This is a genomic window from Streptomyces actinomycinicus, assembly GCF_016741775.1.
Taxonomy (GTDB): Bacteria; Actinomycetota; Actinomycetes; order Streptomycetales; family Streptomycetaceae; genus Streptomyces; species Streptomyces actinomycinicus.
This window is the reverse complement of the sequence record NZ_JAERRK010000001.1, coordinates 850,616-870,782: the sequence shown is the minus strand read 5'-3', so window position 1 is coordinate 870,782 and position 20,167 is coordinate 850,616. Positions and strand designations below refer to the sequence as shown.

21 protein-coding genes are annotated in these 20,167 nt (G+C 71.8%); 13 read left to right on the top strand and 8 right to left on the bottom strand.

The window, feature by feature from the left end; all coding sequences use genetic code 11:
* Positions 1 to 8: 8 nt before the first annotated feature.
* Positions 9 to 1,091 carry a SchA/CurD-like domain-containing protein gene (locus tag JK359_RS03945; protein WP_201831583.1) on the bottom strand — a complete coding sequence of 361 codons (1,083 nt, stop codon included), beginning with the start codon at positions 1,089 to 1,091 and terminating at the stop codon, positions 9 to 11.
* Between the two features lie 201 nt (positions 1,092 to 1,292).
* On the opposite strand from JK359_RS03945, the gene JK359_RS03940 reads away from it, so the two are divergent.
* A complete protein-coding gene (locus tag JK359_RS03940) occupies positions 1,293 to 2,951 on the top strand; it encodes an FAD-dependent oxidoreductase (RefSeq protein ID WP_201831581.1) in 1,659 nt (552 codons plus the stop codon).
* Between the two features lie 171 nt (positions 2,952 to 3,122).
* Here JK359_RS03940 and JK359_RS03935 read toward each other — a convergent pair whose 3' ends face one another.
* Positions 3,123 to 3,590, bottom strand: a complete 468-nt coding sequence (locus tag JK359_RS03935) for an RDD family protein (protein ID WP_201831579.1) — start codon at positions 3,588 to 3,590, stop codon at positions 3,123 to 3,125.
* A gap of 210 nt (positions 3,591 to 3,800) precedes the next feature.
* On the opposite strand from JK359_RS03935, the gene glnA reads away from it, so the two are divergent.
* Positions 3,801 to 5,210, top strand: coding sequence for a type I glutamate--ammonia ligase (glnA, locus tag JK359_RS03930; RefSeq protein WP_201831577.1), 1,410 nt, complete (start codon positions 3,801 to 3,803; stop codon positions 5,208 to 5,210).
* Positions 5,211 to 5,489: 279 nt separating this feature from the next.
* Positions 5,490 to 5,948, top strand: a complete 459-nt coding sequence (locus JK359_RS03925) for a hypothetical protein (protein ID WP_201831576.1) — start codon at positions 5,490 to 5,492, stop codon at positions 5,946 to 5,948.
* Between the two features lie 85 nt (positions 5,949 to 6,033).
* Here the strand turns inward: JK359_RS03925 and JK359_RS03920 are convergent, their stop codons facing one another.
* The 3 genes from JK359_RS03920 to JK359_RS03910 all read right to left on the bottom strand — a co-directional run bounded on the left by JK359_RS03920 (position 6,034) and on the right by JK359_RS03910 (position 9,538).
* Positions 6,034 to 7,524, bottom strand: a complete 1,491-nt coding sequence (locus tag JK359_RS03920) for an MFS transporter (RefSeq protein ID WP_201831575.1) — start codon at positions 7,522 to 7,524, stop codon at positions 6,034 to 6,036.
* Between the two features lie 15 nt (positions 7,525 to 7,539).
* On the bottom strand, positions 7,540 to 8,667 hold the full coding sequence (locus tag JK359_RS03915) for a hypothetical protein (RefSeq protein ID WP_201831574.1): 1,128 nt from the start codon (positions 8,665 to 8,667) through the stop codon (positions 7,540 to 7,542).
* Between the two features lie 280 nt (positions 8,668 to 8,947).
* Positions 8,948 to 9,538, bottom strand: a complete 591-nt coding sequence (locus JK359_RS03910) for an isochorismatase family protein (protein ID WP_201831573.1) — start codon at positions 9,536 to 9,538, stop codon at positions 8,948 to 8,950.
* 137 nt (positions 9,539 to 9,675) lie between these two features.
* On the opposite strand from JK359_RS03910, the gene JK359_RS03905 reads away from it, so the two are divergent.
* The 4 genes from JK359_RS03905 (at position 9,676) to pspAB (ending at position 12,686) form a co-directional block, all read left to right on the top strand.
* On the top strand, positions 9,676 to 10,665 hold the full coding sequence (locus tag JK359_RS03905) for a GlxA family transcriptional regulator (RefSeq protein WP_201831572.1): 990 nt from the start codon (positions 9,676 to 9,678) through the stop codon (positions 10,663 to 10,665).
* A gap of 100 nt (positions 10,666 to 10,765) precedes the next feature.
* Positions 10,766 to 11,023, top strand: coding sequence for an SCO2583/SCO2584 N-terminal domain-containing protein (locus JK359_RS03900; RefSeq protein WP_201831565.1), 258 nt, complete (start codon positions 10,766 to 10,768; stop codon positions 11,021 to 11,023).
* 154 nt (positions 11,024 to 11,177) lie between these two features.
* Positions 11,178 to 12,098, top strand: coding sequence for a zinc metalloprotease HtpX (htpX, locus tag JK359_RS03895; protein WP_201831563.1), 921 nt, complete (start codon positions 11,178 to 11,180; stop codon positions 12,096 to 12,098).
* Positions 12,099 to 12,101: 3 nt separating this feature from the next.
* Positions 12,102 to 12,686, top strand: coding sequence for a PspA-associated protein PspAB (gene pspAB, locus JK359_RS03890; RefSeq protein ID WP_201831562.1), 585 nt, complete (start codon positions 12,102 to 12,104; stop codon positions 12,684 to 12,686).
* Positions 12,687 to 12,702: 16 nt separating this feature from the next.
* On the opposite strand, the gene JK359_RS03885 is transcribed toward pspAB, so the two are convergent.
* Positions 12,703 to 12,975, bottom strand: coding sequence for a hypothetical protein (locus JK359_RS03885; protein ID WP_201831561.1), 273 nt, complete (start codon positions 12,973 to 12,975; stop codon positions 12,703 to 12,705).
* A 189-nt stretch (positions 12,976 to 13,164) separates the two neighbouring features.
* Between JK359_RS03885 and JK359_RS03880 the strand changes: the two genes are divergently transcribed.
* Complete coding sequence (locus JK359_RS03880) at positions 13,165 to 14,346, top strand: winged helix DNA-binding domain-containing protein (protein ID WP_201831560.1); 1,182 nt, start codon at positions 13,165 to 13,167, stop codon at positions 14,344 to 14,346.
* A gap of 46 nt (positions 14,347 to 14,392) precedes the next feature.
* Here the strand turns inward: JK359_RS03880 and JK359_RS03875 are convergent, their stop codons facing one another.
* On the bottom strand, positions 14,393 to 14,707 hold the full coding sequence (locus JK359_RS03875; RefSeq protein WP_201831559.1) for a hypothetical protein: 315 nt from the start codon (positions 14,705 to 14,707) through the stop codon (positions 14,393 to 14,395).
* Between the two features lie 263 nt (positions 14,708 to 14,970).
* Here JK359_RS03875 and JK359_RS03870 point away from each other — a divergent pair, with 263 nt between their 5' ends.
* Positions 14,971 to 15,339, top strand: coding sequence for an arsenate reductase family protein (locus JK359_RS03870; protein WP_201831558.1), 369 nt, complete (start codon positions 14,971 to 14,973; stop codon positions 15,337 to 15,339).
* Between the two features lie 119 nt (positions 15,340 to 15,458).
* Entirely contained in the window at positions 15,459 to 16,217 is a 759-nt protein-coding gene (locus JK359_RS03865; RefSeq protein ID WP_201831556.1) for an SCO2207 family protein, read from the top strand.
* Between the two features lie 3 nt (positions 16,218 to 16,220).
* Here the strand turns inward: JK359_RS03865 and JK359_RS03860 are convergent, their stop codons facing one another.
* A complete protein-coding gene (locus tag JK359_RS03860; protein WP_201831554.1) occupies positions 16,221 to 17,087 on the bottom strand; it encodes an alpha/beta fold hydrolase in 867 nt (288 codons plus the stop codon).
* A gap of 71 nt (positions 17,088 to 17,158) precedes the next feature.
* Between JK359_RS03860 and JK359_RS03855 the strand changes: the two genes are divergently transcribed.
* The 3 genes from JK359_RS03855 to JK359_RS03845 all read left to right on the top strand — a co-directional run bounded on the left by JK359_RS03855 (position 17,159) and on the right by JK359_RS03845 (position 20,012).
* On the top strand, positions 17,159 to 17,623 hold the full coding sequence (locus JK359_RS03855; RefSeq protein ID WP_201831552.1) for a MarR family winged helix-turn-helix transcriptional regulator: 465 nt from the start codon (positions 17,159 to 17,161) through the stop codon (positions 17,621 to 17,623).
* Between the two features lie 243 nt (positions 17,624 to 17,866).
* Positions 17,867 to 18,898, top strand: coding sequence for a glutamine synthetase (glnII, locus tag JK359_RS03850; protein ID WP_201831550.1), 1,032 nt, complete (start codon positions 17,867 to 17,869; stop codon positions 18,896 to 18,898).
* Positions 18,899 to 19,436: 538 nt separating this feature from the next.
* Positions 19,437 to 20,012: a winged helix-turn-helix domain-containing protein gene (locus JK359_RS03845; RefSeq protein ID WP_201831548.1), complete on the top strand. Its 576-nt coding sequence runs from the start codon at positions 19,437 to 19,439 to the stop codon at positions 20,010 to 20,012.
* Positions 20,013 to 20,167 lie beyond the last annotated feature (155 nt).

The following is a 20,167-nucleotide window of genomic DNA, read 5'->3' as shown; positions in this document are numbered from 1 at the left end:
GGGCCGGGTCAGGCGTCCGGCGAACGGCGGTCGGTGACGAGGTCCATGCCGACGGGCTCGCCGTCCAGCAGGGCACTCAGCGCGGCCTGCCGCGCCGGCTCGGGCAGTCCGGCGCGGGCGCCCAGACCGGGACGTACGTCGACCAGCCGTACGACGACGTCGTCGCGCTGGAAGATCGTGCTGCGCAGGACGGGGCTGTCCGGGTCGTCCGCCGCCGCGGTGTCCTGCTGGGCGAGCAGCTCCGCCAGCCGCATCCCGCTGTCCGGCCGGGCCGGGTAGTAGAGCGCCCGCCGCTCGCCCTCGGTGTTCTCGTCCGCGGTGACGTGGTGCACGGCGGGCAGCGCCGCCCGGGTGAAGAACACCCGTGCGGACTCCTGGTCGTTGAGGTCCCGCTCCTGCTCCAGGTAGGGGTTGATGGCCTCCTCGACGGCCCGTACCTCGGGCTGCCGGGCGACGTGGCGCAGCGCCGCGAGCAGGTCGCCGCGCACCTCGATGGCCCGCACGACCCGGTTGCCGTGCATGAACAGGGAGGTGCGGCACAGCCGGGTGGTCTCGTCGACCCGTGCCTCGGGCGAGGCGTAGTTCGACAGGATCCGCTTGACCTCCTTCTCGCTGCCCGGCTTGACCGTGAAGGTCAGCGCGTGCCGGATGACACCGTCGCCGATCCGCGGGGAGGCCTGGAGCCGGCGCCGGGCCGCGGCCCCGGCCGGTTCCGCACCCGTCTCGCGGACGACGTGGAAGCGCAGCGACCGGGTGTCCCGGACGCAGCTGTGCAGCGGTTCCACCATCCGGACGTGTTCCTCGCTGTTCACCCAGGTGAGGAACGGCGGGGCGCTCTCCCACTCGCTCGTGATGAGCCATTGGGAGGGGTTCTCGATCGACTGGCACAGCTGGTCGCTGACGTGGCCGGGCACCTGCGCCACCTGGTTGCACAGTTGCTCGTAAGCCTCCAGGAACTGCTGCTGGGCGCCGTCGTGGACGTCCACGAGGAGGACGACCCGGAGACGGGAGCCGTCGAACACGGACTGGGAGACCCGTGTCGACACCTGGTGCGTCAACTGGTCCGAAAGCTTTTCCGACATGGTGGTCATTGCTGCGCATCTCCTTGACGGGGGCAGGGGCGAACGCCGGCCGCCGATGACGCGACGTCAGCGCTTCTTGATCCTGTGCCCCTTCCCGCGGTATGCGCGACTCGCGTGAACCACGTGGGTGATTGAGCACGCGGAAGGCCTCCCAGAGGGCACAGAAACACCAGAGCGCCCCACATCCCCACCCCTGCCACTGGAGCCTTGATGCAGCAGAAAGCCGATCACCAGGTCCCCGTCCTCGTCGTGGGCGGCTCTCTGGTGGGCCTGTCCCTGTCCGTGTTCCTGGGCCGTCTCGGCGTACCCCACATGCTCGTCGAGCGGCACTCCGGGACCTCGATCCACCCGCGTGGCCGCGGCAACAACCTGCGGACGATGGAGCTGTACCGGGTGGCCGGCATCGAGCCGGACATCAAGTCGGCGGCCTCGCTCCTCGCGGACAACCACGGCATCCTGCAGACCCCGACCCTGGTCGGTGACGCGGGCGAGTGGCTCTTCCGGCAGATCGACCCGGGTGGCGGACTCGCGAGGTTCAGCCCCACGACGTGGTGCCTGTGCAGCCAGAACGACCTGGAACCGGTGCTCCTGAAGGCGGCTCGGGCGCTCGGCGGCGACCTCCGCTACTTCCACGAACTGGAGTCCTTCGAGCAGGGCCCCGAAGGAGTGACGGCGTTCGTCCGGGACCGCGACAGCGACGAGCTGTACACGGTCCGCGCGGACTACCTGGTCGCCTGCGACGGCCCGCGCAGCCCGGTGCGGCGCAGACTCGGCATCGGGCAGAGCGGCCCCGGCGACCTCTTCGCCAACGTGAGCGTCACCTTCCGCTCCAAGCTGCTCGCGGACACCGTCGGCGACCGGCGGTTCATCTGCTGCTACCTCACCAACCCCGAGGCGGACGGCGCGCTGCTGCCCGTCGACAACAAGGAGCACTGGGTCTTCCACGCCCCCTGGCACCCGGAGCAGGGCGAGACGCTGGAGGAGTTCACCGAGGAGCGGCTGCAACGGCACATCCGCCTGGCCGTCGGCGTCCCCGGCCTCGACGTCGAGATCACCGGCAAGGCGTCCTGGCGCGCCGCCGAACGCGTCGCCGAGCGGTACACGGCCGGCCGGGTGCTGCTCGCCGGCGACTCGGCCCACGAAATGTCCCCGACCGGCGCTTTCGGCTCCAACACCGGCATCCAGGACGCCCACAACCTGGCCTGGAAACTCTCCGCCGTCCTGGAGGGCTGGGCCGGGCCCGGGCTGCTGGAGACCTACGACACCGAGCGCCGGCCGGTCGCCATGGCCACCAGCGCCCGCGCCTCGGCCCGCTCGGTGGAGCACAGCCACCCCGGCTTCGCCCCCACCCCCGGTGTGGGCGGCGGGCCGCGCAGCGGCATCCTCCCGGTCGTGCTCGCCTACCGCTATCTGGAGGGCGCCGTCCTGGGCGCCGACCAGTCCCAGCCGGTCGTACCCGAAGGGGTGCGGCTGACCGCGGACCCGGGCAGCCGGGCCCCGCACCTGTGGCTGCGCCGCGGGGGCGAGCGGGTCTCCACGGTCGACCTCTACGAGCGGTCGCTGGTGCTGCTCTGCGACGCGGGGTCGGCGGCCGGCGCGGCCTGGCACGCCGCCGCCCGGCGCATCGCCGGCACGGACGGCGTACGTCTGGAGGCGTACCGGATCGGTGCCGGGGCGGACGCGGACCTGACGTACGACGGGGAGGCCCAGGGAGGCGGCGGGGACTGGGCGGCAGCGCACGGCACGACGGCGGACGGGGCGGTGCTGGTACGGCCGGACGGGTTCGTGGCCTGGCGCTCCGCCGGCGCGGCCGGGGACCCGGAGGGCGAGCTGCGGGGAGTGCTGGCGGACGTACTGCGCCGACGCTGAGCGGACGTGCCCGGGGCGGTGAGGGGCGCCGGGGCTCGAAGGGGCGCCGTGCCGAGCGGACGGGCCGGCGCGGAAGCGGAAAAGGGCACCGGGTGAACCCGGTGGCTGCCGGCCACCGGGTTCAGGGGGTCAACACCGGGTTCAGGGGGTCAGACCACCGGGTTCAGGGGGTCAGATCCGTACCTCGACCGTCTTCGCGAGCCGGTCGTGCAGGCCGCGGCCGTCGCGGTCCCAGACCAGCGCGGGGATCGCCAGGCACAGCAGGACCGTGCGCAGCAGGGCGCGGCCGGGGCTGACCGTGCCGGTCTCCAGGGCCACGACGCGCAGGCCGAAGAGCCGCTTGCCGGGCGTGGAGCCGACCGTGCCGACGGTGAGGGCGCCGAGGACGAAGAAGATGCCGAGCGCCCAGTTGCTCGTAGCGGGGCTGTAGCCGTGCGTGACCAGGCCGTATGCGATAAGGACGCACAGCGCCCAGTCCACGGCGAGGGCGCCGAGGCGCCGTCCGGGCCGTGCGATCGAGTTCGGCCCCTGCTCCGGGAGACCGAGCTGCTCGCCCCGGTATCCGAAGTCGGCGCCCGCCTCTTCCATGGCCGCGCGCGGCCCGGAGAGCCACGATCCCATTGCCTGCCTCTTGTCCACGCGTCCACGGTACTGTGCCCGGTTTCGGGCACTACGCGCAGGGGTGTGTCGGGGCTACGGTGGACAGGTGGCCGGTTAACTTCTGCGAAACAAACGGGTCACGCCCGAGAAATCACCCGTCCCTAGGGTCGAGACCAGCGTGTGCCACCGCACTGGCCGCACGAACGATCTACCACCCCGGCGAGGACGGTCGGGAGTAGGAGGAGCTGGATGTTCCAGAACGCCGACGAGGCCAAGAAGTTCATCGCGGACGAGGACGTCAAGTTCGTCGACGTCCGTTTCTGCGACCTGCCGGGCGTCATGCAGCACTTCACGGTGCCCGTCGAGGCGTTCGACCCGGACGAGGAGCTGGCCTTCGACGGATCGTCGATCCGCGGTTTCCAGGCCATCCACGAGTCCGACATGGCGCTGCGCGCCGACCTGTCCACCGCCCGCGTGGACCCGTTCCGCCGCGACAAGACCCTCAACGTCAACTTCTTCATCCACGACCCGATCACGGGCGAGCAGTACTCCCGTGACCCGCGCAACGTGGCGAAGAAGGCGGAGGCCTACCTCGCGTCGACCGGTATCGCGGACACCGCGTACTTCGGTCCCGAGGCCGAGTTCTACGTCTTCGACTCGGTCCGCTTCGCGACCGGCGCGAACGAGTCCTTCTACCACATCGACTCCGAGGCGGGTGCCTGGAACACCGGCGCCCTGGAGAACAACCGTGGTTACAAGGTCCGCTACAAGGGCGGTTACTTCCCGGTCCCGCCGGTCGACCACTTCGCCGACCTGCGCGCCGAGATCTCCCTGGAGCTGGACAAGCAGGGCCTGAAGGTCGAGCGCCAGCACCACGAGGTGGGCACCGCCGGCCAGGCGGAGATCAACTACAAGTTCAACACCCTGCTCGCCGCCGCGGACGACCTGCAGCTCTTCAAGTACATCGTGAAGAACGTGGCCTGGCGCAACGGCAAGACCGCGACCTTCATGCCGAAGCCGATCTTCGGTGACAACGGCTCGGGCATGCACGTGCACCAGTCGCTGTGGGCCAACGGCGACCCGCTGTTCTACGACGAGGCCGGTTACGCGGGCCTGTCGGACACGGCCCGCTACTACATCGGCGGCATCCTCAAGCACGCCCCGTCGCTGCTGGCCTTCACCAACCCGACGGTGAACTCGTACCACCGCCTGGTCCCGGGCTTCGAGGCGCCGATCAACCTGGTGTACTCGCAGCGCAACCGCTCCGCCGCGATGCGTATCCCGATCACGGGTTCCAACCCGAAGGCCAAGCGCGTCGAGTTCCGCGCCCCGGACTCCTCCGGCAACCCGTACCTGGCCTTCTCGGCCCTGCTCCTCGCGGGTCTGGACGGCATCAAGAACAAGATCGAGCCGGCCGAGCCGATCGACAAGGACCTGTACGAGCTGGCTCCCGAGGAGCACGCGAACGTCGCCCAGGTCCCGACCTCGCTGAACGCCGTCCTCGACGCGCTGGAGGCCGACCACGAGTTCCTCCTCCAGGGCGACGTGTTCACGTCCGACCTGATCGAGACGTGGATCGACCTCAAGCGCACCAACGAGATCGCCCCGCTCCAGCTGCGCCCGCACCCGCACGAGTTCGAGCTGTACTTCGACGTGTGACATCGCCCCAGGCCGGAGCGGGCAACCGCTCCCCTGGACCAGCTGTGGGCCGTCGGCCGGCACTCCGCCTCGCTGAGTGCCGGCCGACGGCTTTGTCGTACACCGCGTACCCGGCCCCTCGCGAGCCGAGCCCGGTGGGTCAGAGGCCTGTCCGGCGTCGACAGGCGGCTTGACCGTCACTCGCCCTTATGATGATCTTTCCCGGGATGAGGGGGGCCTGTGAACGACTCGGGATCACCGTCGCTGTCCGAGGCACCGCCGGAGCCTGGGAAACCGAGGGTGCGCACAGCCCGGCGCGCGGTGATCGTGGGCGCGTGCGTCGTCACGCTCGGCATCGTGGTGGGAGTCTGGCAGCCCTGGGTCGATCGCACTCCGTTCACCGCGTACGAGGTGGGCGTCGTGCCGGGTGAGAATGCGGACGACGGCCCCACGCCGGGCTCCTGCGTCCCCCGCATGGGCCCGCAGAAGATCGTCATCTACGACGAGGACGGCACGAAGCTCGCCCAAGCCGTGGAGCCCCGTCAAGGCAAGTGGCTCTCCGGCGACTTCAAGCAGTTCGCAGGGGACTGCATGATCGTCACCGCCGTACGTGACGTGCCGGGCGGCAAGGGAACTTATCTGCGCCAGTGGGCGGGCCGATCCAGGGATCCGTTCCCTGAACAAGATCTGCGCAGGTCCCGCCAGGAGCGGATCGACGCGTGGAAGACGATGGAGAAGGCACGTGACGGGGCACATTGAGTGACCGCACGCCCCGCGACGAACACAGAGGCCCAGGCGCTCTCCCGGGAGAGCGCCTGGGCCTCTGTGCTGATGGCGGCGGTGTTCAGCGGGTCTTCTGGAGGGCGGCCAGTTCGGTGGTGCCGGCGCCGCCCGGCTCACCGTCGTCACCCGGCTCACTGTGCTCACCCGACTCACCGTGATCACCTGGCTCGTGGGGGACGAAGCCGGGGCCGGCGGCCGGGAGGCCGAACAGCGCCTCCGGGACCACCAGCACGAGCAGGAACAGCAGGGGCACCGCCCAGCCGCCGGTGACGCCGTGCAGCAGACCGACGGCCAGCGGGCCCGCCGCGGCCACCAGGTAGCCGCCGGCCTGTGCCATGCCGGACAGCCGGGCGGCGACCTGCGGGTTCGGTGACCGCAGGGTGAGCAGGGTGAACGCGAGCGGGAAGGCGCTGCCGGTGGCGGTGCCGAGGACGCAGATCCACAGCCAGGCCGCCTGCGGGAGCAGGAGCACCCCGAGCAGGCCGACCGCCTTCGCCACGGCGATGCCGGTGACCAGCGAGCGCTGCGTCGGCCGGCGAGCCGCGAGCACCGGGACGGCGAGTCCCAGCGGGATCCCGATGAGCTGCATGACCGAGACCATCGCCCCGGCCTCCGCGGGGGCGACCCCACGGTCCCGCATGACCTCGGGCAACCAGGCCGTCAGCGCATAGAACAGCAACGACACCATGCCCAGGTAGCCCGCCACCGCCCAGGCGAGCGGCGAGCGCCACAGGGAGCCCCCCGGGGGCGCGGGGTCGGCCCCGGGGCCGACCGGCCGCGAGTCCTCGGGGAGTACCGGGGCGGTCCCGGGGCCGACCGGCCGCGAGTCCTCGGGGAGTACCGGGGCAGTCCCGGGGCCGACCCGCCGGGAGTCGTCGGGGAGTACCGGGGCGGTCCCGGGGCCGACCGGCCGGGAGTCGTCGGGGGGTGCCGGGGTGGTTGTGGGGGTGGGTGGGTGGGCGGCGCCGGGAGGGTTCTCTCGGCGGCGGGCGGCCAGTGCGGCCCACAGCAGGGCGGCGGCCAGGGCCGGTGCCGCCCACACCGCGAGGGCCACCCGCCGGCCCGCGTGGTCGTACAGCGGCACCGCCAGGCCCGCGGCGACGGCGCCGCCGCCCGCCATCAGCATCATGGCCAGACCGGTGAGGGGTCCCACCTGGCCGGCGAAGTGACGCTTGACGACGGCGGGCAGCAGCACGTTGCCGAGGGCGATGCCCGCCCCCGCCAGTACGGTGCCGGTGAACAGCGACACCTGCGACGGGAGTGCCCGTACCAGGATGCCGGTGGTGAGCAGGGCGAGGGCGCCCGCGACGGCCGCCTCGCCGCCGGCCCTGCGGGCCAGCGGCGGGGCGAGCGAGGCGAACAGCCCGAGGCACAACACGGGCAGGGTGGTCAGGAGACCGGCCTGCGTTCCGCTGAGCCCGAGCGTGCGCTGCAGATCGTCGAGCAGCGGCGGGACGCCGGTGACGGCCGCCCGCAGGTTGAGGGCGAGGAGCGCGAGACCGGCGAGTGTCCACAGGTGTGCCGCGCGATGGCGTGCGAGCGAGAATTTCATGTCTTCCCACGCGGCCTACGCCATTACCGTGGTGCCGCCCGCCGTCTTGTTGCGGAAAGGACAGACCAGCTGGTTCGCGCCGGCCACGGAATTCGCGCCGGTCCCGCCGAGCAGCCGCAGAATTTCCTCGGAGAGCAGGTCCTGCTTTCCCTTGAGTGCGTCGGCGACTTCCTGGTCGGTGGAGAAGACCATTTCCGCGGCGATGTTGTCCTGCACGATCCGCGCGAGATTGTCCAGAGCCACATGGACCGGGTCGGCGGGCAGTTCCGCGGTGGCCAGGTCGATCAGGTGGGTGTCGACCTTGGCCGGGTCCATGTAGTTCTTGATGATGATGCTGTTCTGGTTCAGGACGGACGTCGTCCAGATCGACAGGACGACGACGTACAGACCGCGCCAGGCGTCCTCGCCGAGCTTCCTGCGCCAGCGGGTCATGAGGTCGCCGACGCCCTCGATCTGCGCCTTGGACGCGAAGTACATGTTGGTGCGGACGTTCGGGTACACGCCGCCCGAGAAGTCCTCGAACGACTTCATGTCGAAGGAGCGGGTGCGGGTCGCGTTCGCGATGAACTCGTGCGCCCGGTCCAGGATCTTCGCGCACGAGCCCTCGAGGTCCTTCGGCAGGTGCGCGTCCTGCAGTCGTGCGCGGGCGGTGTCCAGGGTGCGGGAGAAGTCCTGGAGCGGCGGGATCCAGCCCTCGTCGCGCGGGCCCTTGGCGGCGACCATGGCGAGGTCGTGCGGGTCGATGTCGGCGCTGTGCGCGGCCGGCACCCGGCTGCTCAGGTAGGGCGCGAGCACCGAGAACAGACCCAGCGGGACGTGGGCGATCGACTTGGCGAGTTCGAAGGTCTCGGCGACGGGGTGCAGGGACTCCTGCTCTCCCTGGTGAACCAGGGTGTAGAGGCCGCCCCGGGCGTCGTTCTGGACGATGACGACCGGGCCGAGCCGGGTGGTCAGGTCGGCCTTGAGGGCCGCGTAGTTGCGCCGCATGTCGGCGTTGACGGCGCGGATCGCGTCCCGCGCCTGCCGTTCGCGCTCCGCGTCCGTGGCGGCGGTGTCGGCGTACGCGGCTCCCGGCACGCTCCCGAGAAGCGACGCCGCACCGGCCGCGGTGGCGGCGCCGATGAATCTCCTGCGTGTGGCCATGTGTGTCGTTCCCCCTCCTGAAAGGGAGCGGATCCCCTTCCGCTCCCATGACTCAGGACGCTATACGGCCGTGCACGGAGAAAGACACGGGGCGATGACACAGCGGTTCGAATGATCGGCTGTGTGATCAGACTGCATCTAAATCCGGAATGCAGGATTCGGTCCCGGGAATTCGGAGTACGGCATTCCGAGTCGCGCATTCCGGAATCATTCACACATCGTAAACCGGGAATTCAGAAATCCGACCGGGAGATTCGGCCGGAGCCCCGGTCCCGGACCCTCAGCCGAGCGAGGAGGCCGACGGGACGACCACGCCGTAGAGGTCCTCGATGGTGGCGAGCGCGCCGTGGTGGACCTGTTCGGCGCTGACCTCGGCGACCGCCGTCCGCAGCGGCCGGGTCGCGGAGGCGTCGGCCACCACGGTGGGCCGGTTGCCGCGCAGGAACGCGCCCTGCGCGGTGAACAGCACGCACATGTGGGTCATGAAGCCGGCGATCACCACGTCCTTGTGGCCTGCGGCGTCCACGTGCTCGGCGAGGTCGGTGTCGATGAACGCGTTGGGCACGCCCTTGACGACGACGGGCTCGCCGTCGGCGGGGGCCACACGGGGATGGATCCGGCCGATCTCGGCGCGGACGTCGTAGGGGGTGCCCTCGCCGCCGTCGTTGATGACGTGGACGACCCGGGCGCCCGCGGCCCGCGCCCTGGCCAGCAGGCCCGCCGCGGCGTCGAGGGCGGCGTCCCAGCCCTCCAGCTCCATCACGCCCTGCGTGTAGGTGTTCTGGTAGTCGACCATGATCAGCGTCGAGCCGGCGAGCGAGGCCGGGGTCTGGTCGAAGCCGTTCAGTTCGCGGAGCGTCGTGGTGGGCATGACTGCCCTTTCTTCCGAGGTGTCGTGGGTACGACGACCACGCTATGAGCCGCCCCGCATGGCAGCAATGACATGTAACTTGCAGATCCGGACATGCGCCGGGCGGTCGCCCCGGCGGTGCGCCGAGGGGAGATCACGTGAGCGGCGTCCGCCGGTTCATCGTCATCATGCTGTTCGACGGCGTCGACCTGCTCGACGTCACCGGTCCGCCGGAGGTGTTCGCCCTGCTGCGCCGGGAGACGGACGACGCGGCCGGCTACGAGGTGGTCCTGGCCGCCGAGACCATGGACCCGGTGACCACCGCCGCCGGGGTGCGGGTGCTGCCCGACATCACCTTCGCGGAGGCGGCCCGGCGCACCGTCGACACCCTGCTGGTGCCCGGCTCGGTCGAGGTCGACGCGCAGCGCCGGGTGCACGCCCTGACCGATCCGGCCGTCGTCGCCTGGGTGAAGACGCTCGCCGGCCGGACCCGGCGCGTCGCGTCCGTCTGCGTCGGGGCCCATCTGCTCGCCGCCGCCGGACTGCTCGACGGCCGGCGGGCCACCACCCACTGGTCGACCGCGCAGCAGCTCGCCGCCGACCACCCTGCGGTCGAGGTCGACGCCGACCCGATCTTCATCAGCGACGGCGGGGTGTGGACCGGGGCGGGCATCACCGCCTGCCTGGACCTGTCGCTCGCGCTCGTCGCCGAGGACCACGGCGAGGCCGTCGCCCTGCGGGTGGCCCGTCAGCTGGTCATGTACCTGAAGCGGCCGGGCGGGCAGAGCCAGTTCAGCGTGCCGATCGAGCCCGTCTCGACGACCCGGCGCATGGCGGAGCTGCGCCACTTCGTCACCGAGCGCATCGCCGAGCCGCTGACCATCGCCGATCTCGCCGCCCATGCCCACGTCAGCGAACGCCAGCTCACCCGGGTCTTCAAGACGGAACTCGGCACGACCCCGGCCGCCTACATCGAGGCGGCCCGCGTCGAAGCGGCGCGGAACCGGCTGGAGACCACGGACGACACCCTGGAACGCATCGCGTGCGCGTGCGGCTTCGGTACGACGGACACACTCATCCGGGCCTTCCGGCGCCGGCTCGACACGACCCCGACCGAGTACCGCAGCCGTTTCCGCCACTCCGGCTGACCGGCTCGCACCCCCTGGGCAACCTTTGCCGCTTCCCAGGCTTCCTATTGTCGGGGGATCATCCCTCCGGACTCTGCTGGACGAGAGAGGTTGAACGGGGATGTCGGAACAGGACGACTGGGAGCGCGAGTTCGACCACACCTGGGCGAACTCGGCCGAGCACAAGGAGCCCTCCGCCCGGGCCCGGATGCTCGCCGCCCGCTGGAAGGAGAACCCGCCGGACCCGGCCCCCTTCCGCGCCGACCCGGACGCGGCGGCGCCGCGCCGGTCGTCGTGGGTGTCGACGGCCGTGGTGCTCGGCTGCGTGGCCGTGGTGATCGTGCTGCTGGGTTACGCCCAGCTGCGCTCCCCCTACTGACGCCCGCGTCCCGGCCGCCGCACCCCGCGTCCGGCGCCCCGCGGACCCCCTTTGCCCCTCCTGGAACCGTTCCGTACCCCTTCATGGGCTGCACGGGAATCGGCGGGTGCACACTGGACAGCGGGGCGAGTGCCTGACTGCGGGGTGATGCAAGATGCAGAGCCGCTTCCGGAGCGACCGGCGGCTGACCGTGCGCATGGGTCTGACGCTGTTCCTGCTCGGTCTGCTGTACGTGGGCTTCGTCGCCGCGCTGATCGTGCTGCTGAAGTCCTGGGTGCTGGTCGCCGTCCTGGTCGCGGCGATGTTCGTGGCGCAGTTCTGGTTCTCCGACCGGATCGCGATGTTCGCCATGCGCGGCCGGGTCGTGGAACGCGAGGAGTACCCGGAGCTGCACGCCGTGGTGGACCGGCTGTGCGCGATCGCGGACATGCCCAAGCCGGTCGTCGCGGTGTCCGCGATGGACATGCCGAACGCGTTCGCGACCGGGCGCAATCCCGACCACGCCGTGGTCTGTGTGACCACCGGGCTGCTGCGGCGGCTTGAGCCGGCGGAGCTGGAGGGGGTGCTCGCGCACGAGTTGTCGCACGTGGCGCACAAGGACGTCGCCGTGATCACGGTGGCGTCCTTCCTCGGGGTGATCGCCGGACTGATCGTGCGGTTCGCCTTCTACTCCCAGGTGTTCGGCGGGGGCCGCCGGGACCAGAACACCGCCGCCGTCTTCGCCGCCGTGATCGGCGTCTCGGTGGCCGTGTACGCGCTCAGCTTCCTGCTGATCCGGGCGCTGTCCCGGTACCGGGAGCTGGCCGCCGACCGCGCGGCGGCGCATCTGACGGGCCGGCCCTCGGCGCTGGCGTCGGCGCTGACCAAGGTCTCCGGCGACATCGCGCGGATCCCGACCGAGGACCTGCGTACGGCCCAGGCGTTCAACGCGTTCTACTTCACCCCGGCGACCGGCCGGGACCCCGGCATCGAGCGGTTCTTCTCCACCCACCCGACCCTGGGACAACGGCTGGAGCAGCTGGGCCGGATCTCGGCGGAGCTGGGCGAGGCCGCCACACCGGGGAAGGCGGGGTGAGCGGTGGGGCTGCTGGACATCCTGCTGGGCCGTACGAAACCGGTCGTGCCCGACCTCGACCAGCTCTTCGCGCTGCCCTCGGCGGCCGTGACGCTGCAGGCGGCGGCCGGCTTCGCCCCCACCGGGGACGGGGCGGTGTGCTTCGCCACCGTGGAGGGGGCGGCGTTCGAACAGACCCACCGTGAGGTGCAGGCGCTGCTGGACGCGGACGCCGGCCGCACCGGCCCGCCGGTGGAGCTGAGCCGGGACGGCTACGGCTACTCCTGGCTGGTGTCGCGCCGTTCCCCCGGCGAACTGCCGGAACTGGTCAACGACCTGCACGCGGTGAACAGCGCGATGGAGGTCAACGGCTTCGGCCCACAACTGCTGTGCTCGCTCGCCGGGTTCGCGGACGGCACCGGCCGGGTGCTGGCGCTCGTGTACCTCTACAAGCGCGGCACGTTCTATCCGTTCGCTCCCCTGCCCGGTGCCGCCGAACGGCGGGACGGCGCGCTGGAACTCCAGGTGAAGGCGGCGCTCGCGGACGATCTGCGGATCGAGCAGGACCTGAGCCGGTGGTTCCCGGTGTGGGGCGCCCCCGGCCTGTGACCGGCGGCGCCCCTGCTCACCTGCTCTTCTCGCGCTCCTGCCGGCGGACCTCGAACGGCCGCTCACGGCGGTAGCGGCGCTCCCACCGGGCCTGCCGGTCCCGGCGGTCGCGGTACGTGCGGTAGCTGTCGGGCGGGGCGGCGGGCCCCGGCGGCGGGGTCGTACGGGGGGTGCCGGGCCGGTGCGTCGCGTACAGGTACAGCAGCGCGACGGCGGCGAGCCACCAGAGATGGTCACCGATTCCGAGGACCACCAGGACGACGGTCCCGGACGCGACGATGCCACGCATGACGGACCTCCGTTGGGGTGAAGGGGGAAAGGGTGGAGTGTGCGGAGCGTGTCTGTTTCGCCTCCGTTTGTTCAGCGTAGGGAGGGTGTGACCGCCGGTGCATCCGGTTTTCCACGCCGAGCAGGACGCCGCTGTCAGCGGCGTCCGGGACCATACGGGCAAGGGATCGTGAGCCAAGGGGAGGCCGGCATGACGGACGGACGGCGGCACATCGGCGTGGCGGAGCGGCGGGCCCGGCTGGCCCTGCGGCACCGCCTCGGGGGGCAGGCGCGGGCGGCGACGCCCGAGGAGGTCGCGGACTCGCTGGTGGCCCTGCACGGCACGGACCCGGCGACGGTCTTCCTGGCGGTGACCGCACGGCTGACCGACCCCGCCAAGGCGGTCCCGGAGACGGAGCGGGCGCTGTACGAGGACCGCACGCTGGTGCGGATGCACGGCATGCGGCACACGGTGTTCGTGTTCCCGGCCGAGCTGACGGCCGCCGTCCACGCGTCGACGAACCTGACGGTGGCCGCCCGGGCCCGCGCGGCCCTGCTCCGGGACATGGCGAGCGCCGGCGCCCCGGACGCCGCCTGGCTGGCGGAGGTCGAGGAGGCGACGCTTGCCGCACTGGCCCGGCGCGGCCAGGCGACGGCGGTGGAGCTGGCCGCGGACGAGCCCCGCCTGCGCGAGCAGTTCGTGTACGCGGCGGGCAAGAGTTACGAGGGTGTCCACACGGTGTCGACCCGGCTGCTGCGCCTCATGGGTGTGGAGGGCAAGGTGGTCCGGGGCCGGCCGCTCGGCTCCTGGACGTCGAGCCAGTTCCGCTGGGCTCCCGCCCCGCCCCACCCCGGGCTGGACGTGGCCGAGGCCCAGGCCGGTCTGCTGCGCCGCTGGCTGCGGGCGTGCGGTCCGGCGACCGAGGCGGATCTGAAGTGGTGGACCGGCTGGCGGGTCACCGAGGTCCGCCACGCCCTGACCGCGATCGGCGCCGAGACGGTGTCGCTGGACGAGGGCCCGGGGTACGTCGCCGCGGGCGACGCGGAGCCGGTGGCGGACCCCGCGGAGCCCTGGGCGGCGCTGCTGCCCGCGCTGGACCCGACGGCGATGGGCTGGCAGCAGCGCGACTGGTATCTGGACCCGGCACTGCGGCCCCTGCTCTTCGACCGCAGCGGCAATGTGGGCCCGACGGTGTGGTGGAACGGCCGGGTGGTGGGCGGCTGGGCGCAGCGCGCGGACGGCGAGATCGTCTGGCGGATCCCCGGGGAGGGCGACCGCCGGGAGGCGACGGCCGCGGTGGCCGCGGAGGCCGAGCGGCTGCGCGGGCTGCTGGGGGCGACCCGGGTCACCCCGCGCCTGCGCACCCCGCTGGAGCGGGAACTGGCGGCGTGACGGCGCCGGGTGCCCCGCGGCGGACCGCGGGGCACCCGGCCCCGGCTCAGCGCGAGTAGCGCATCAGCGCGCGCACCATGTGGCACGTGGTGTCGGACGGCGGGCGCATCCCGATCCGCTCCGCCGTGCCGCGGATCGTCTCGTCCGGGGCCTGGCCCGGCAGGTGGACCCCGGAGTCGAGCAGGGCTATCGCGAGGCGCATGGCCTTCAGGCGCCGGTTGTGCGCGACGTACCACTCGCGCGGCCGGCCGGCGGGCAGGGGCCGCTTCGCCACGGGCTCGTAGGGCGAGTCGAACAGCACGGGACGCCGGTGGGTGGACTGGGTCGGCAACGGCTTCGGCTTCAGGGCGGCGGCGGGCACAGGCTTCCTCCTGTCGCGGTAAGGGCACGCACCGGGGATCGGCGCCTGCCCTCGAACACTGCCTCCATTTTACTGCCGGGCACTGACATCCGGGGAGCCCGACGGCTCGTCAAAGCTCCAGGTCAACAGGGAAATTGTTGCCGTGTCACACGTGTCACGCGAGGCACGTGAGCGTCGGCAGCAATTCGAACAGACCGGGTCGGCCGACGGGCCGGGGCGGCCGCGGCGAGGACCGCCGCGGGAAGGCGCGTACCGTGTGCGGCATGGAGATCTGGATCAATCCGGCCTGTTCCAAGTGCCGCAGCGCGGTCAGCCTGCTCGACGCCGAAGGGGCCGAGTACACCGTCCGGCGTTACCTGGAGGACGTACCGAGCGAGGCCGAGATCAGGGCCGTGCTGGAGCGCCTGAACCTCGAGCCGTGGGACATCACGCGCACCCGGGAGGCCGCCGCCGGGGAACTGGGGCTCAAGGACTGGCCGCGGGACGAGACCGCCCGGGACCGGTGGATCACCGCGCTCGCCGAGCACCCCAAGCTCATCCAGCGCCCGATCATCACCGCGGACGACGGAACGGCGTTGGTGGCACGCAGCGAGGAGGCCGTGCGCGAGGCCCTCGCCCACAACAAGAGCTGACACCCGCTCACTTCAGGTGTGACACAGGTTACTCAAGCGACCCGGGCAACCGCTGAGTAACCTCGTTCGGCATCTCGTACATAGCGACGTACGCTCCCCTACCTCTTCAGGAGGCGCGCATGTCGCGCAGGAGAACTCTCGGCACGAAGAAGAAGATCGCGCTGCTCGTCAGTGCCGCGGCGGTGGCGGGCGGCGGGGCCTTCGCGCTGGCGTCCACCTCGAACGCCGCGAGCCCGCAGGACGCCAAGACGCTGTCCGCCGGGAACTCGACCGTCTGTCAGGGGCTGGCCACGGCCCACGGCAACAACGACAAGTTCATCGCGGACCAGAAGGCGAACCCGGACGCGCAGTCGGCGGCCCGGATCGCCAACCGCGAGGCGGTCATCAAGCAGATCGAGGTCCAGCAGAAGGCCGCCGGATGCACGGTTGGGGAGTCGGCTCAGGACTCCCAGACCGGCCAGGGCAACGCCGGACAGCAGGGCAACGCCGGACAGCAGGACAACCAGGGCGGCAAGGGCAACCAGGGCGGCCAGCAGGCCGGCGGTGCCCAGCAGGGCGGCCAGGGCAACCAGGGCGGCAAGGGCGATCAGCAGGCCGGCGGGGACAACGGCGGCGCCGCCGCGGCCTCCGGCCAGCAGGTGTGCAAGGGCTCCACAGTGACGCTCTCCGGCGAGGGCGGCGCCCCGGCCGCGTCCAGCGGCCAGTTCCCGGCCGGCACCACCCTCAAGGTCACCAACCTGGACAACAACAAGTCCACGACGGTGAAGGTGACCTCGGTCTCCGGCAGTTGTGTCCTGCTGAACAACGCCGCCTTCGAGCAGGTCCGGGAACCCGGCAAGTTCCTCATCCGCCGCGCGGTCATCGAGAAGGTGGGGTGAGGCTCAGCCACCGGACAGGAACGCAGTGAGGTGACGGGCCAGGCCGGCCGGTGCGGCTTGCGGCAGAGCGTGGTGGGAGACGTCCGGCAGTACGGCGCTCTCCACGTGCGGCAGCAACGCATCTGCCCCGGCCGTCACCGTGGTGGGGTCATGGGTCCTGCTGTTCGCGGCCACGAGCAGCAGGACCGGCACCTCCAGGGCCTGCAACGCCTCCGGCGCGGGGCGCGGGCTCGTCACCGGCTTCAGGGCCGGGAAGCCGACGGCCGCCTCCTGGAGGCGGAGCCAGTCCGGGTCCGAGGCGGCTCCCCCGGTCTCCCACTCGAGGAAGGCGCGGACCCGGCGGGGTGAGGGCCGCAGCAGCATCGGCAGGGCACGGAGCAGGTACGTCGCCTTGTACCCGGCGAAGCACTGGGTCGGGTCCAGGAGGAACAGGCGACGCACCCGGTCCGGCGTGCGCAGGGCGTGATGCAGCGCGATCCAGGCTCCGTACGAGTGGCCGCCCACGTCGGCCGATGCCACGCCCAGGCCGTCCAGCAGGGCGTCCACCCAGGCGACCAGGCCGGCGACCGTACGGGGGTGACGGTCGGCGGCCGGGACGCTGAGGCCCGGGGCACCGATCAGGTCGGGGGCGTGGACGCGGTGCGTCCGCGCCAGGTCGGCCGCCTGCGCGTACCAGGACACGGAGGTCGCCGCGCCGCCGCCGGGCAGCAGGAGCAGCGGGGGCGCCTCGCGCGGACCGCAGACGTTGACCCGGGTGTCGCCGAAGGGCGTCGCCACCGTCAGCGCCTCGCGGTCCGCCGGCCATTTCGCCAGCACCTTGTCGTACGCGATCCGGAAGGCGTCGGCGTCGTACCCACTCGTCCGCGGCATGCGGAAGCACCCCTTATTATCTCGTTCATCGAGATGTTCGATGAGCGAGATGATAGGCCAGGAGGCCCCGCATGCCGACCCCGCCCGGTACGGATCCCGCCCCCGAGATGGAGATCGTCCATCTGCTGCGCGCCACCGCCGTCGAACTCGGCCTGCACAGCGCTCGTTTCGCGCACCGGAACGGCATGCACGCCACCGACGTGCGCGCCCTGATCGCGCTCATGGACGCCCGGCGCGCGGGCGAGGAGACGACCGCCGGACGGCTCGGGGCCGTACTCGGCCTCAACTCGGCGGGAACCACCGCCCTCGTGGACCGCCTGGAGCGGGCCGGTCACGTGCGGCGGGTGCGCGGCGAGCGGGACCGCAGGCAGGTGGTCATCGAGGTGGAGGACCGTGCGGTCGACCTGGGCCAGGCGTTCTTCGGGCCGCTGATCGAACGGTCGGTGGAACTGCTGCGCGGGTACGACGAGCGGCAGCTGGCGGCGATCCGCGGCTTCCTCGGCGGGGTGCGTGAGGCGGCCGCCGGGCAGGGGTGAGCCCTTCCCGCGGCCCACCGGACGCGCCGGGCCCTTCGGAGCCGCCATAACCTGCCCCGCTCCGCCTCACAACGTGAGCCGTGCCACAAAAGGCCCAGGTAACACGGGGTTCACATTCGAGCAATGGCCGGGAAACGGCCCGTTGACAAGCTGCGCGGCAGATCGAGCGGCGCACCGGTGCCGCAGCGCCGCAGCACCCGTGCAGACGGGTGCGCCCGACCCACCCACGAAGGATGTGGCCCCGTGACCTTCAAGGCCGAGTACATCTGGATCGACGGCACCGCGCCGACGGCCAAGCTCCGTTCCAAGACGAAGATCATCACGGGTGCCTTCGCCGGTCTCGACGCGCTGCCGGTCTGGGGCTTCGACGGCTCCTCCACCAACCAGGCCGAGGGCCACGCCTCGGACCGCGTGCTCAAGCCGGTCTTCACCTGCCCGGACCCGATCCGCGGCGGCGACGACATCCTGGTGCTGTGCGAGGTCCTCGACATCGACATGACCCCGCACCGGTCCAACACGCGTGCCGCGCTGGCCGAGGTGGCCGAGCGGTTCGCCGCGCAGGAGCCGATCTTCGGCATCGAGCAGGAGTACACCTTCTTCGAGGGCACCCGTCCGCTCGGCTTCCCCGAGAACGGCTTCCCGGCCCCCCAGGGCGGCTACTACTGCGGAGTCGGCGCCGACGAGATCTTCGGCCGTGACGTCGTCGAGGCCCACCTGGACAACTGCCTGAAGGCCGGTCTCGGCATCTCCGGCATCAACGCCGAGGTCATGCCGGGCCAGTGGGAGTTCCAGGTCGGCCCGCTCGCCCCGCTGGAGGTCTCCGACCAGCTGTGGGTGGCCCGTTGGCTGCTCTACCGCACCGCCGAGGACTTCGGCGTCTCCGCGACCCTGGACCCGAAGCCGGTCAAGGGCGACTGGAACGGCGCGGGTGCGCACACCAACTTCTCCACCAAGGCGATGCGCGAGGGTTACGACGCGATCATCACCGCCTGCGAGTCGCTCGGCGAGGGCTCCAAGCCGCTGGACCACGTGAAGAACTACGGCGCCGGCATCGACGAGCGTCTGACGGGTCTGCACGAGACCGCCCCCTGGGACGAGTACTCCTACGGCGTCTCCGACCGCGGTGCCTCGGTCCGCATCCCGTGGCAGGTCGAGAAGGACGGCAAGGGCTACATCGAGGACCGCCGCCCGAACGCCAACGTCGACCCGTACGTGGTGACCCGCCTGCTGGTGGACACCTGCTGCTCCGCGCTGGAGAAGGCCGGCCAGGTCTGATCCCGCCCAGCCGTACCCGAGGGGCGCCCGCTGTGACAGCGGGCGCCCCTCGCGCATTCCGTACGCCCTGTGGAGGCAGCCGGGAGGACGGCCTCCTGAGGCTCCGGAGCCGCCGGCCGCGGTCCTCCTGTCCGAGGAGTGAGACGCCGTTCCGGACGTCCGGAGCCGCCCATAAGCCGCTGACCAGCGCAGAACACCGCACTGCCGAGCACACGCAACGTCAAGTTCACGCCAAAGGAGCGTCCAAGCAGTGAGAGAAGGGTCCTGCCCGCCGCGAGCCTCTGCTTCAATGGGGCCCATGGTCGGCTTCCAGAAGATCACCGCGACGGGTCGCCATGACCTCGAGCCGTTCTGGCCTTCCCGTCAGCACCACGACTTCGATCGCGTGTGTCGCCGAGCGATGAACGCGCGGGCCCTCTAAAGCCGTTCCCCCGGCCTTCGGCCAGCGCGAAATGACGTAGGTCCCCGGCGCGCCCGACCACGAATCGCGGCCGTCGTCCCGCCCGACGAACTCCTCGCGCGAAATGAGCTGACCTCCATGGCGACCACTCGCTCTCTCTCCACCGCCACCCTGAAGTCCCCCGCCGCCAACGGCGCCCGGCACCGGCTGCGTGCCGTCGACCGGGACGAGGTGGTCGACGTCGCGGACTTCCTGCCGCCCGGCGCCACCTGGCTGCCCGCGCCACAGCACGCCCTGCCCACCCTGCCGGGCCAGCCGCCGATGGTCGGCTACCTGGTGCTGGTCCCGGCCGACCAGCGGCCCCCGTTCCTGCCGGTCACGGTCCCGGACGAGCCGGAGACCGGGACGGACCCCGGCGACGGGCCGCTGGTGCGGATCGACCCCGTGCGGCGCACCGCCAGCGTCGACGGCCGCGAACTCGACCTGACCTACCTGGAGTTCGAGCTGCTCGCGCACCTGGTGGCGCACCCGCACCGGGTGCACACCCGCGACCAGCTGGTCACCACGGTGTGGGGGTACGGCCATGTCGGCGACGGCCGCACCGTGGACGTGCACGTCGCCCGGCTGCGCCGCAAGCTCGGCGCCCAGTACCGCCAGACGATCCAGACCGTGCGCCGCGTCGGCTACAAGTACACCCCGCCGACCGGCCGCTGAACCTCCCCCGCACGGCCCCGAGCGGCTGTGCGCGGACAGCCGGAGCACCGGGGCGCCGGCTCCGGCGAGCCGGACGCGGACGCCGTGACGGGCCGGCCCCCCGAGGGGGCGCGTCGCACCCGGGGTCCCGGCTCTGCCCTCGGCAGAGTCCCGTA

Excerpts from the sequence above, each read along its gene's own strand:
- JK359_RS03920 (WP_201831575.1), bottom strand. The coding sequence starts at position 7,524 with ATGAAATTCTCGCTCGCACGCCATCGCGCGGCACACCTGTGGACACTC.
- JK359_RS03860 (WP_201831554.1), bottom strand. The coding sequence starts at position 17,087 with ATGCCGCGGACGAGTGGGTACGACGCCGACGCCTTCCGGATCGCGTAC.
- JK359_RS03910 (WP_201831573.1), bottom strand. The coding sequence starts at position 9,538 with ATGCCCACCACGACGCTCCGCGAACTGAACGGCTTCGACCAGACCCCG.
- glnA (WP_201831577.1), top strand. The coding sequence starts at position 3,801 with ATGTTCCAGAACGCCGACGAGGCCAAGAAGTTCATCGCGGACGAGGAC.
- JK359_RS03900 (WP_201831565.1), top strand. The coding sequence starts at position 10,766 with ATGTCGGAACAGGACGACTGGGAGCGCGAGTTCGACCACACCTGGGCG.
- JK359_RS03865 (WP_201831556.1), top strand. The coding sequence starts at position 15,459 with ATGTCGCGCAGGAGAACTCTCGGCACGAAGAAGAAGATCGCGCTGCTC.
- JK359_RS03885 (WP_201831561.1), bottom strand. The coding sequence starts at position 12,975 with ATGCGTGGCATCGTCGCGTCCGGGACCGTCGTCCTGGTGGTCCTCGGA.
- JK359_RS03915 (WP_201831574.1), bottom strand. The coding sequence starts at position 8,667 with ATGGCCACACGCAGGAGATTCATCGGCGCCGCCACCGCGGCCGGTGCG.
- JK359_RS03880 (WP_201831560.1), top strand. The coding sequence starts at position 13,165 with ATGACGGACGGACGGCGGCACATCGGCGTGGCGGAGCGGCGGGCCCGG.
- JK359_RS03870 (WP_201831558.1), top strand. The coding sequence starts at position 14,971 with ATGGAGATCTGGATCAATCCGGCCTGTTCCAAGTGCCGCAGCGCGGTC.
- JK359_RS03940 (WP_201831581.1), top strand. The coding sequence starts at position 1,293 with ATGCAGCAGAAAGCCGATCACCAGGTCCCCGTCCTCGTCGTGGGCGGC.
- JK359_RS03945 (WP_201831583.1), bottom strand. The coding sequence starts at position 1,091 with ATGACCACCATGTCGGAAAAGCTTTCGGACCAGTTGACGCACCAGGTG.
- htpX (WP_201831563.1), top strand. The coding sequence starts at position 11,178 with ATGCAGAGCCGCTTCCGGAGCGACCGGCGGCTGACCGTGCGCATGGGT.
- JK359_RS03855 (WP_201831552.1), top strand. The coding sequence starts at position 17,159 with ATGCCGACCCCGCCCGGTACGGATCCCGCCCCCGAGATGGAGATCGTC.
- JK359_RS03845 (WP_201831548.1), top strand. The coding sequence starts at position 19,437 with ATGGCGACCACTCGCTCTCTCTCCACCGCCACCCTGAAGTCCCCCGCC.